Raw genomic sequence first — 12614 nt, 5'->3', positions numbered from 1 at the left:
GCATGACCCGACGGATCGTCCTGCTCGTCACCTCACCCCGGCTCCCCGCCGGGCTGCTCTCCGCCGAAGCCTGGGACGCCTGCCGCGCTCATCCGGTCCTGGCGGCTCAGGAGAGCGATCAGACCACCGCGCTGCGCATCGCCGGTGCCGAGGTGACGATCCTGCCCGTACCCAGTGCTGATGCCCTGCTCGCGACGGCCGGGCAGACCGTGATCTGGCTCGCCGGACCGACCGGGGACGAGCGGCTCGCCCGGGAGCTGGGCATGCGCCTGGCGCGCGAGCCCTCGCTCGCCGAGATGGAGCTCATGTACGGCTCCTGGGACCCCCCGGGAGCCCGCCTGCTCGATGCCGTGGCGGTGACCGAGCGGCTGAGCGCGGACCCCTGGCGTGCCGCGCAGACCCATCGCAGCCTCGCCCGCTTCATGCTGGAGGAGGCCCGCGAGGCGGTGGAGGCGATCGAGACCGACGATCATGAGGCGCTCCGCGAGGAGCTCGGTGACGTGCTGCTCCAGGTACTCATCCACGCCCGCATGGCCGAGGAGCTGCCGGGGGACGAGCGGTTCACCATCGACGACGTCGCCGGGGACTACGTCGCGAAGATGATCCGCCGCAACCCGCACATCTTCGGCGGACCCGAGCACGCCACCGACGACATGGACCAGATCCTCGAGGTCTGGGAACGGGTGAAGGCCCAGGAAAAGGCGGAGCGGGCCGGCCGTCGCGCGGAGCGCTGAGGGACCGGCTGTCGGTGCCGACGGGTAGGGTCTCCCCATGGAGTTCGCGCCGCTGGCTGAGATGATCGCCGATGCCATCCTGGAGAGCGACCCGGGCCGCGCCCTCGATGCGGGTGACCACCGCTTCGACGATCGGCTGCCCGACTTCTCCGCCGAGGGCGTCTCGTCCGACGTGGGGATGCTGCGCGACGCCGCGCTGGCTCTGTCTCAGGTGGACGCCGACGCCCTGGAGCTCGCCGACCGGGTCGACCACGAGATCCTCAGCGGCATCGTCGACCGGAGCATCTTCGAGCTGACCGAGGTCCGCGAGCACGAGTGGAACCCGCTGGCCCACAACCCGGGCCCCTTCCTCTACGAGCTGCTCGCCCGGCCCTTCGCCCCGGCTGCGGTGCGCCTGGACAGCCTCTATCACCGGGTCTCGGCGATCCCCGACGCCCTCGCCACCGCCCGCGAGGTGCTGCGCGACTGCCCCGAGATCCACCTGGAGACGGCCGTCGGCCAGTTCGAGGGCGCCGCCGCGCTGCTGCGCGAGCAGGTGCCGGGGCTGCTGGCGCAGGAGCCGAGCATGACCGGCAGCGTGCAGCCCGCCGTCGATCGGGCCGCCGCCGCGCTCACCGACTTCTCGGGCTGGCTGCGGGAGCAGACCGGTGGCCGCGACCCGCGCCTGGGCCGCAAGCTCTGGGAGGCCCGCCTCTGGCACACCCTCGACACGGAGCTCTCGGCGGCGGCCGTCCTGGATCGGGCCGAGGCCAATCTCGCCCGCGTGATGGCCGAGATCCGCGACGCATCGGCCGCGCTGATCGGCGGCCCGCCCACCGATGAGACGGTCCGCACCGCGCTCGCGAGCCTCTCGGCCGAGCACCCCGACGACGCCACGATCGTGGCGCTCGCCGAGACCACGCTCGCCGAGACGACGGAGTTCGTCCGCCGCAACGACCTGGTCTCGCTCGTCGACGACCCGTGCGTGATCGAGGAGATGCCCGAGTTCGCCCGCGGTGTCGCCGGTGCCTACTGCTCGGCGCCGGGACCGCTGGAGACGGCCGACGTGCCGACCTTCTACTCGATCTCACCGACGCCGGCCGGCTGGTCGGCGGAGCTCGTCGAGTCCTACTACCGCGAGTACAACAACCACATGATCCGCAACCTGACGGTTCACGAGGCGATGCCGGGTCACTTCCTGCAGCTCGCGCACGGCCGTCGCTACCGGGGATCCACCAGGGTGCGGGCGCTCGGCTTCTCCGGGGTCTTCGTCGAGGGCTGGGCGGTCTACGCCGAGGAGATCATGGCCGACCACGGCTTCGGCGGCCTGCCGGTGCGGTTGCACCAGCTCAAGATGCAGCTCCGGATGACGATCAACGCCATCCTCGACCAGCTCGTGCACTGCGAGAACCTCAGCGAGGACGAGGCGATGGACATGCTCGTCGGGCGGGGCTTCCAGGAGCGCGGCGAGGCTGCGGGCAAGTGGCGCCGGTCGCTGCTCACCTCGACGCAGCTCTCGACATACTTCGTCGGCTGGGCCGAGGTCTCGTCGATCGGGCGCTCCCGGCCGGCCGGGGTCAGCCTGCGGCAGTGGCACGACGCGATGCTCGCCCAGGGCTCCCCCAGCCCTCGCCACCTGCGCACTCTGCTCGGCATCTGACCCATCCGACCGGGTCTGTCACAGCCCGGGGTTAGATTGGAGTCGACACACGTCGTCGAAACACAGCCCCCACCGGTTCCGGTTCGGGGGTGTTCGGCGTGTGCTCTTCAGGCGATCATGTGGGGGTTACGGTGCGGCTCAGCGGTCTGCTCGATGCGGCGTTGGCGGATCCGGCGCTCACGCGTACCCGTCGATTCGCAGGCGACAACCTGGACGTGACGGCGCCGCCCAGCCTGCGGCCCTTCCTCGCGGCGGTCGCCGCGAGCGAGCGGACGGTGCTGGCGGTGACGGCGACGAGCCGGGAGGCCGACGATCTCGCCGACACCCTCGGCATGCTGCTCGACCCGGGCGTGGTCGCGGCCTATCCGAGCTGGGAGACGCTGCCGCACGAGCGCCTCTCCCCCCGCTCCGACACGGTCGGCAAGCGGCTCGCGGTGCTCCGGCGGCTGGCCCACCCGGGCGAGCGCGGGCCGCTACGAGTCGTCGTCGCGCCGGTGCGCAGCCTGCTGCAGCCGCAGCTCGTGGGGCTCGGCGACCTGACCCCGGTGGAGCTGCGCCCGGGGCAGACCGCGCCGCTGGAGCGGGTGGCGCACGACCTCGTCGACCTCGCCTACGCCCGGGTCGACCTCGTGACCAAGCGTGGCGAGTTCGCGGTCCGCGGCGGCCTGCTCGATGTCTTCCCCCCGACCGAGGAGCACCCGCTGCGGGTGGAGTTCTGGGGCGACGAGGTCGAGGAGATCCGCTCCTTCGCCGTCGCCGACCAGCGCACCATCGCCGCGGCCGACTCCGTCTATGCCCCGCCGTGCCGGGAGCTGCTGCTCACCCCGGCCGTCCGGGCCCGCGCGGCGGAGGTGCTCGCCGACCACCCGGAGATCGCCGAGATCCTCGACAAGCTGGTCGAGGGCATCCCGGTCGAGGGCATGGAGTCGCTCGCGCCGACGCTCGCCGGCCCCAACAGCATGCAGCTGCTCGTCGAGTGCCTGCCCAAGGACACGATCGTGCTGCTCTGCGACCCGGAGCGCATCCGCACCCGGGCGCACGACCTGGTCCGCACCAGCGAGGAGTTCCTCCAGGCGAGTTGGGCCGCTGCCGCCGTCGGGGGCAAGGCCCCGGTCGATGTCGGCAGCGCGTCCTTCAAGACCCTCGCGGAGGTCAGGACCTCGGCGCTCAACCGCGGCCAGTCCTGGTGGACGGTCTCCCCGTTCGGCCTGGACGCCCCCTCGGCGAAGGCTGACGACACGCCGTGGCTGGACCCGATCGATGTCGGACCGATCGACGAGGACTCGACGGTGCTGACGCTCGGTGCGCAGGCCGCTCCGCTCTACCACGGCGACACCGAGAAGCTCATCGCCGATCTGCGGGGCTGGCTGAGCGAGGGCTGGCGGGTGGCGCTCGTCTTCGCCGGACACGGCCCGGCGCAGCGTTCGGCGGAGGTGCTGCGCGACGCGGGGATCGGCGCGACCCTCACCGATGAGCCGGTCTTCACCCCCGGCAGCCTCGTCGTGACGACGGGTTCCCTGCTCGGCGGGCTCGTCGACCCCGAGGTGAAGCTCGCGGTGATCACCGGCGACGACATCTCCGGCGGCCGGGGCACCTCGACCAAGGACATGCGCAAGATGCCGTCGCGGCGGCGCAACACGATCGATCCGCTGGAGCTGCGGGCGGGCGACTTCGTGGTGCACGAGCAGCACGGCATCGGCCGCTATGTCGAGCTGGTCCAGCGCAAGGTCAACGGCGCGGACCGCGAGTACATCGTGATCGAATATGCCGCCTCCAAGCGCGGGCAGCCCGGCGATCGGCTCTTCGTGCCGACGGATGCGCTCGACCAGCTCTCCCGCTATGTCGGCGGCGAGGCGCCCACGCTGCACAAGATGGGCGGCTCGGAGTGGTCCAAGGCGAAGGCGCGGGCGCGCAAGGCGGTCCGGGAGATCGCCGCGCAGCTCATCCAGCTCTACGCCGCGCGTACGTCGGCGAAGGGTCACGCCTTCGGGCCGGACACGCCGTGGCAGCGCGAGCTGGAGGACGCCTTCCCGTTCACCGAGACGCCCGATCAGCTCTCCGCGATCGAGGAGGTCAAGGAGGACATGGAGAAGCCCATGCCGATGGACCGCCTGATCTGCGGCGACGTCGGATACGGCAAGACCGAGATCGCGGTGCGGGCGGCGTTCAAGGCGGTGCAGGACGGCAAGCAGGTGGCGATCCTGGTGCCGACGACGCTCCTGGCGCAGCAGCACTTCAACACGTTCTCGGAGCGGATGGCGCAGTTCCCCGTCCAGATCAAGCAGCTCTCCCGCTTCCAGACGCCGAGCGAGGCGGCCCGCACGATCGAGATGGCGGGTGAGGGCACCGCCGACATCGTCATCGGCACCCACCGGCTGCTCCAGCAGGCGACCCGGTTCAAGCAGCTCGGTCTCGTCATCGTCGACGAGGAGCAGCGTTTCGGTGTCGAGCACAAGGAGCACCTGAAGTCGCTGCGGACCAACGTCGACGTGCTGACGATGTCGGCGACGCCGATCCCGCGCACCCTGGAGATGGCGATCACCGGCATCCGGGAGATGTCGACGATCGCGACCCCGCCGGAGGAGCGGCACCCCGTCCTGACGTACGTCGGCGCTTACGACGACAAGACCGTCGCCGCCGCGATCCACCGCGAGCTGCTCCGCGACGGTCAGGTCTTCTACCTGCACAACCGGGTCGAGTCGATCGACCGGACGGCGCAGCGGCTGCGGCAGCTCGTCCCCGAGGCCCGGATCGTCACCGCGCACGGGCAGATGGGCGAGGACGCGCTGGAGAAGGTGATGGTCGGCTTCTGGGAGAAGGAGTTCGACGTCCTCGTCGCGACCACGATCATCGAGTCGGGCATCGACATCCCCAACGCCAACACGCTGATCCTGGAGCGCGCCGACCTGCTCGGTCTCTCCCAACTGCACCAGATCCGGGGCCGGGTCGGCCGTGGTCGCGAGCGGGCGTACGCCTACTTCCTCTACCCGCCGGAGAAGCCGCTCACCGAGCACGCCCACGAGCGGCTGGCGACGATCGCCCAGCACACCGAGCTCGGCGCGGGCATGTATGTCGCGATGAAGGACCTGGAGATCCGGGGCGCGGGCAACCTGCTCGGCGGTGAGCAGTCCGGCCACATCGAGGGCGTCGGTTTCGATCTCTATGTCCGGATGGTCGGGGATGCGGTTCGGGCGTTCAAGAACAACCCGGCTGACGACGCGGACGAGGCGGAGGCGGTCGAGGTCAAGATCGATCTCCCGGTCGACGCGCACCTTCCGGTCACCTACGTCGAGGTGGAGCGGCTGCGGCTGGAGATGTACCGCAAGCTCGCCTCCGCACGTACCCACGAGGAGCTCGACGCGGTCGTCGCCGAGCTCACCGACCGCTACGGCGAGCCGCCGGCCGAGGTGGTCAACCTCGTCTCGGTGGCCCGGTTCCGGCTGGTCGCCAAGGACTACGGCCTCTCCGAGGTGGGCCTGCAGGGCAAGCACATCCGCTTCTCGCCGCTCGTGCTGCCCGACTCCCGGCAGATGCGCCTCAAGCGCTACCACCCCGACGCGGTCTACAAGCCCGCGTCCTCGCAGGTGAGCATCCCGCACCCGATGACCCGTCGCATCGGCGGCGAGCCGCTGCGCGACCAGGCGCTGCTCGACTGGTGCGCCCAAACGATCAAAGACATTCTGGGGTGAGTGACGTCACTCAAGCGATCTGAAGGCCCAGGCTGGTTCGATATAGTTGGCGCAGCCCCCGGACAGCGCCGTCCTCAGCACTGTGAGAGGTGTCCGCTGTGACCGATATTGACCAGTCTGAGGTGGACTCAGCAGAGCGCGACACCGCGCTCCGTGCCGACATCCGTCGGCTCGGTGGCCTGCTCGGACAGACCCTGGTGCGTCAGGAGGGTCGCGGGCTGCTCGATCTCGTCGAGGAGGTCCGGGCCCTAGTCCGCACCGACCCCGAGAGCGCGGCGGCCAAGCTCGCCGGTCTGGATGTCTCCACCGGCACGAAGCTGGCCCGGGCCTTCTCCACCTATTTCCACCTCGCCAACGTCATCGAGCAGGTGCACCGGGCCCGCGAGCTGCGACGCCAGCGGGCGCAGGTCGGCGGCTGGCTGGACCGCGCCGGGCGGCTCATCGCCGACAAGGGCGTCGCGCCCAACGAGATCGCCGCCGCGGCGCGCCGCCTGGCGATCCGTCCGGTCTTCACGGCGCACCCGACCGAGGCCGCCCGCCGGTCGATCCTCACCAAGCTGCGCTCGGTCGCCGACGAGCTGGACCGGGAGGCCGCCGAGGCGGTGCTCTACGGCGCCGCGCCCGGCACCGACAAGGCCGACCGCCGCCTCGCCGAGCTGCTCGACCTGCTCTGGCAGACCGACGAGCTGCGGCTGGACCGGCCGGACCCGACCGATGAGGCCCGCAACGCGGTCTACTACCTGCGCGACCTCTACGCCGACGCGGCGCCGAGGGTGCTCGACGATCTCGCCGACACGCTCAAGTCGCTCGGCGTCGAGACCGCTCCGGGCGCCAAGCCGCTCAGCTTCGGCACCTGGATCGGCGGCGACCGCGACGGCAACCCCTACGTCACGCCCGCGGTCACCCGTGACGTGCTGCTCATCCAGCACGAGCACGGCATCCGGGCCACCGAGGCGGCGCTGGAGGAGCTGATCAACCAGATCAGCGTCTCGCGGCGGATGCGCAACGTCTCCCTCGACCTCTCCGCCAGCCTCGCCAAGGACCTCGATGCGCTGCCCGAGGTGGCGCCCCGGTTCCGCCGGGTCAATGCCGAGGAGCCCTACCGGTTGAAGGCGCGCTGCATCAAGGCGAAACTCGCCAACACCCGCGAGCGCCTGGCGAAGGGCACCCCGCACGTGCCGGGGCGCGACTACCTGGGCGCGTCGGACCTCGTCGCCGACCTGGAGCTGATCCGCGCCTCGCTGGCCCGCAACGCCGGACAGCTCACCGCGATGGGGACCCTCGCCACGATCATCCGGACCGTCAGCGCCTTCGGCCTGCACCTGGCGACGATGGATGTCCGCGAGCACGCCGACGCGCACCACGCCTGCCTGGCCCAGCTCTACGCGAGGGTCGGCGAGGTCAACAGCTACGCCACCCTCAACCGCGACGAGCGCACCGAGCTGCTCACCCGCGAGCTGGCGAGCCGTCGGCCGCTGTCGCACCTGGACACGCCGCTCACCGAGGCGGCTCGCAAGACGTTCGATGTCTTCACCACGATCCGTGAGGCGCAGGAGCGCTTCGGCGCCGACGTGATCGAGTCCTACATCATCTCGATGACCCGGGGCGTCGACGATGTGCTCGCCGCCGCCGTGCTCGCCCGCGAGGCGGGTCTCGTCGACCCGCACACCCCGCGGGCCCGGATCGGCCTGGTCCCGCTGCTGGAGACGGTCGGCGAGCTCGACGCCGGTGGCGCGATCCTCGACGAGCTGCTGAGCCTGCCGACCTACCGGGCGATCGTGCGTGCGCGCGGCGACGTGCAGGAGGTCATGCTCGGCTACTCCGACTCCAACAAGGAAGCCGGCATCACCACCAGCCAGTGGGCCATCCACAAGGCTCAGCGCCAGCTCCGCGATGTCGCGGCGCGCCACGGCGTCCGGCTGCGGCTCTTCCACGGCCGCGGCGGCACCGTCGGCCGCGGCGGCGGCCCCACCCACGAGGCGATCCTGGCCCAGCCCTACGGCACGCTCGACGGCGCGATCAAGGTGACCGAGCAGGGCGAGGTCATCTCCGACAAGTACACGCTGCCGGCCCTGGCCCGGGAGAACCTGGAGCTGACGGTCGCCGCCGTGCTGCAGTCGACGCTGCTGCACACCGCGCCGCGCCAGCCCGCCGACGACCTGGCCCGCTGGGACTCGGCGATGAATTCGGTCTCCAGCGCCGCCTTCGCCTCCTATCGCGAGCTGGTCGAGGACCCGCAGCTCCCGGAGTATTTCTGGGCCGCCACCCCGACCGAGCTGCTCGGTGCGCTCAACATCGGGTCCCGCCCGGCGAAGCGCCCCGACTCCGACGCCGGGCTCGGCGGCCTGCGGGCCATCCCGTGGGTCTTCGGCTGGACGCAGTCCCGCCAGATCGTCCCGGGGTGGTATGGCGTCGGTTCCGGACTGCGTGCTGCTCGCGAGGCGGGTCTCACCGACACGCTGAAGGACGCGCACGAGCGCTGGCACTTCTTCCGCACGTTCCTCTCCAACGTGGGCATGATGCTGGCGAAGACCGACCTCACGATCGCCCGGGGCTACGTGCACACCCTGGTCCCCGAGCACCTCCAGCCGATCTTCGGCAAGATCGAGGAGGAGTACGCGTTGACCGTCACCGAGCTCCTCGCGATCACCGGCGAGGAGGGACTGCTCGAGGCGCAGCCGCAGTTGCAGCGGACCCTCGGCGTTCGGGACAGCTACCTGGAGCCGCTGCACCACCTGCAGGTCGCGCTGCTCCGCCAGTATCGGGACCACGGCGGCCTGCGCCACTCCAACACGACGGCACCCGGCACCCGGCGGCAGCCGAGCACGGACCCGACATTGGAGCGAGCCCTGCTCACCACTGTCAACGGAATCGCAGCCGGGATGCGCAACACTGGCTAAGAGCGGTTGATGGTCGGGCTTCCCTACGCATGCGAGACTTGGGGCTTCTCAGCCTGGGGAGGAAGGAAGCCCGATGACAGAGGTGCCGACGCATACGCCGAGCGCCGTTGAACTGGCCGACCTGGAGTTGCTGTTGGCGGGTGCTCTAGCACCGCTGACGGGATTCCTCGGCCAGTCCGATCTGTCCTCGATGTCGCGGACGGGCAAGCTCGCCGACGGCACCACGTGGTCGGTGCCGGTGACGCTGACCGTCCCGTCCGGGCTCGCCGAGCACGCCGAGCTGATCCTGACCGACCCCGAGGGCGCGCCGCTCGCCACGGTCACCGTGACCGAGCGCTGGCCGGTCCGGGAGGGCCGCGTCGGCATCGCGGGGCCGGTCCGGCGGACCGGTGACGGCGGCCGGCCGCCCTTCGCCCGGCTGCACCGACCGGCCGCCGATGTCCGCGGGTCGCTCGGCGGTGACCGGGTCGTCGGGTTCTTCGCCGATCGGGTCATGCACCGGCCGCAGATCGCGCAGGTGGTTCAGGCTGCCCGCAGCCTCGCCGCCGATGCGGTGGTGTTGATCCCGGTGGGCACGGCCGGACCCGACGGGCTGGCGCCGGAGGCGCTGATCCGCTGCATCCTGGCGGCTAACGACCGGCTCAACGGCGCGACGATCGTGGCGGTGCCGCTGCCGCACCGCGGCAACGAGATCCATGACGCGCTGCTGCGCTCCCGGGTCGCGGCTGCCTACGGCGTCACCCACCTGCTGGCGGCCGGCGACATGCTGACCGGCGGCGGACCCCGGGTGATCGTGTCGCGGGAGTTCGCCTACGACGCTCGCGACGGGCAGTGGCGCTGGCGCGACGACGTGCCGGACCGCTTCCAGCGCGATCCGCTCACCAGCGACGAGATCAACGACATGCTCGACGACGGGGTGACGCTGCCGGAGTGGCACACGCCGCCCGCCGTCGCCCGCGAGCTGGCCCGGGCTCGCCCGTCGCGCCGCCACCGGGGTCTGGTCGTCTTCTTCACGGGCCTGTCCGGCTCCGGCAAGTCGACGATCGCCCACGCGGTCGCCGACGAGATCCGCGAGTCGGGCACCCGCTCCGTCACGCTCCTCGACGGCGACGTGGTGCGCCGCGAGCTCTCGGCCGGGCTGACCTTCAGCAAGGCCGACCGGGATCTCAACATCCGCCGGATCGGCTGGGTCGCCGCCGAGGTCGGCCGGCATGGCGGGATCGCGATCTGCTGCCCGATCGCGCCGTACGCGGGGGCCCGGGCGACCGCGCGGGCCATGGCTCGGTCCGCCGGTGCCGACTTCCTGCTGGTCCACGTCTCGACCCCGCTGGAGGTCTGCGAGGCGCGGGACCGCAAGGGTCTCTACGCCAAGGCCCGGGCCGGTCTGATCACCGGGATGACCGGCATCGACGATCCCTACGAGGTGCCGACCGATGCGGAGCTTCGCATCGACACCTCGACCGGGACCATCGACGACGGCGTCAAGGTCGTGCTCAATAGCTTGATCCACGGCGGTTGGCTGCCGGCATGACCTGGAAGACCGGCGACCGGCCCAGCTTGCGGTAGGCCCGCAGCCCGCCGCTGGTCGCCGCGACCCGGGAGTCACGCCCCTGCTGCTGGGACGGCGTGTCGAAATACATCATCGCCTTCACCCGGGGGAAGAGCTCCATCTGCTTGCCGACCGAGTCGAAGAAGGTCGCCTGGTGCGTGGGGTTGCGCTGGGAGAACCAGACACCCCACTCGGCCACCATGAGCGGCTTGTCGGGGAAGCTCTTCGCCGCCCAGTTGTAGAAGCCCGGCCAGGACGGCCGGCTCGCCGCCTTGCGGTTCATCATCTCGGCGAAGTCGCCGTGACCGTAACCCGGGTCGGAGTAGGCGTAGGCGTCCCAGGCGACCCAGTCGACGACGTCGTCACCGGGGTAGAGGTCCTCGAACCAGGGCTGCGTGTTCCACGGGACGTACGCCATGTAGCAGATCGCGGTGACCATGTTGGTCACGCCCTTCGCCCGCAGCTCCAGCACCACGTGGCGGAACGCCCTGGCGAAGTCCTTCGCCGTCATCCCCGAGCCCACCCGGGCGACCACGTTGTCCTCGGGCTCGTGGTACATCGTGAAGAAGAACTGGTCGGTGTAGTTGGCGCGGATGTGCGCGGCGAGCCGGGCGAGGTAGGCGTCGGCCCGGCCGCGGGCGATCTCGGCCCAGTTGAAGGTGGTCGGCTTCCAGCTCAGGAAGAGCAGGCGCGGCTTGTCGGCGTTGCGGGCGATCGCGATCTCGTCCGGTGTCGGGAAGAGCTGCTCACCGCGGTGGTAGGCGTGGAAGAGCGCCTGCCTGCGACCGGTCGAGGTCTCGAAGTCGACGATGGCCTGGCGGCGTGGCACGTCGGTGTGGCTGGCCGGAGCGACTCCCCACAGCACACCGCAGCTGGGCACGAGCGCCGCACCGAGCTCGCACTTCGGGTCCGGGTTCTCACTCGGCGACGGCGACGGGCTGCCCGGTGCGGCCGACGGCGACCCGGACGGCGAGGACGACGGTGATGATGACGGCGAGGACGACGGCGACTCGGACGGCAGGCCCGGCTCCGACGGTGAGGTTGACGGCGACGGCGAGCCGGGCTCCGACGGTGAGGGCGAAACGGCGTCGGACGGCGACGGGGAGCCGGGGCCACCGGGCGACGGCGAGAGCGACGGTGGGAGCGACGGCGACAGCGACGGCACGCCGGGGCCGGTCGGCGACGGCGGGTCGGGGATCGGCCAGCCGCTCGGTGTGGGGGGCCAGGTGCTCGGCAGCTTCGGCGGCAGCGGGCTCATGCTGAAGGTCGGGTTCGGCGGGCTGGGCAGGCCGGGCAGGCTCGGCGGCAGTGACGTCGGCGTACCCAGGGGCCACGGCGGCAGGCTCGGGAAGGGCTCCGGCACGGTCACCCCGCCCGGCGACACCGCCGACGACTCCATGGACGAGGCGACCGACGTGGACGAGGCGGATGCCGTCGCAGCCGGATCGAAGGAGATCGTGATCGTGGGCGCCTTCGCCGCCACCAGGTCGTCCCGGGCGATGAAGCGGGCGATCGAGGCGCCGGTCGGTGCGGTCACCGCGAACGCGTACGTGCCGGATTTGCGGATCACCTTGGTGACGTCGAAGCGCAGCGCCGACTCGTACCCCCGAGGGGCTATGGAACCCACGACGGCGCCGAGGCGGGGCGCGGTGGCCGCGGTGAGGCGGTTCTCGTCCCAGACGGTCGACGGCACGTGGGTGAGCTCGACCAGCTCCGGCAGCGGGCCGCTGTGGCGCGCGAGCCAGAGCTCGGCGAGCGTCGGCGGCGCGCCGGCCGGCAGGTCGATCGTGAATTTGAGGTAGGTGATCGCGGCGCCGCCGTCCGCGCCACCCGCGGCTAGGTAGGCCGCCTTGCCCTCGGACGCCTGCGGCGACCAGCTCACCGCGAAGGTGTCGGCGGAGACCGGCACGGATCGATGTGGGCGGCCGACGCGCCCGCCGATGTAACCGAGCGTGACCGCGAGGGTCACCGCGCCTAGGACGGCGGTTGCCGCGATGAACGGCCGTGCTGTGGTCATGCCATGCCCTCCCGCAAGGTGGCGGAGCCGGCATCGAGCCGACCGGACTGCCAACCCGGGTGTTCCTGCTCGGACACCGACTGGGT

Annotated in this window: 5 protein-coding genes and 1 pseudogene; 5 read left to right on the top strand and 1 reads right to left on the bottom strand. The window is 71.4% G+C overall.

The window, feature by feature from the left end:
• Positions 1 to 2 precede the first annotated feature (2 nt).
• The 5 genes and pseudogenes from F4553_RS24845 to cysC all read left to right on the top strand — a co-directional run.
• A pseudogene (locus F4553_RS24845) lies at positions 3 to 704 on the top strand (MazG nucleotide pyrophosphohydrolase domain-containing protein); the annotation flags it as partial.
• Positions 705 to 771: 67 nt separating this feature from the next.
• The gene (locus F4553_RS24840; protein ID WP_184839794.1) at positions 772 to 2373 is read left to right on the top strand and encodes a DUF885 domain-containing protein; all 1602 of its coding nucleotides are present in this window, start codon (positions 772 to 774) and stop codon (positions 2371 to 2373) included.
• Between the two features lie 119 nt (positions 2374 to 2492).
• Positions 2493 to 6062 (top strand): transcription-repair coupling factor, encoded by a 3570-nt coding sequence (mfd, locus tag F4553_RS24835; RefSeq protein ID WP_376776247.1) that lies wholly within the window; start codon positions 2493 to 2495, stop codon positions 6060 to 6062.
• 122 nt (positions 6063 to 6184) lie between these two features.
• The gene (ppc, locus tag F4553_RS24830; protein WP_184841173.1) at positions 6185 to 8962 is read left to right on the top strand and encodes a phosphoenolpyruvate carboxylase; all 2778 of its coding nucleotides are present in this window, start codon (positions 6185 to 6187) and stop codon (positions 8960 to 8962) included.
• 73 nt (positions 8963 to 9035) lie between these two features.
• Positions 9036 to 10493: an adenylyl-sulfate kinase gene (gene cysC / locus F4553_RS24825; RefSeq protein ID WP_184839790.1), complete on the top strand. Its 1458-nt coding sequence runs from the start codon at positions 9036 to 9038 to the stop codon at positions 10491 to 10493.
• Here cysC and F4553_RS24820 read toward each other — a convergent pair.
• Positions 10456 to 12528 carry a glycoside hydrolase family 26 protein gene (locus F4553_RS24820; RefSeq protein ID WP_184839788.1) on the bottom strand — a complete coding sequence of 691 codons (2073 nt, stop codon included), beginning with the start codon at positions 12526 to 12528 and terminating at the stop codon, positions 10456 to 10458. The genes cysC and F4553_RS24820 overlap by 38 nt on opposite strands.
• Between the last annotated feature and the right edge of the window lie 86 nt (positions 12529 to 12614).

Source organism: Allocatelliglobosispora scoriae (assembly GCF_014204945.1).
Lineage (GTDB): Bacteria > Actinomycetota > Actinomycetes > Mycobacteriales > Micromonosporaceae > Allocatelliglobosispora > Allocatelliglobosispora scoriae.
This window is presented reverse-complemented; position numbering and strand designations above follow the sequence as displayed.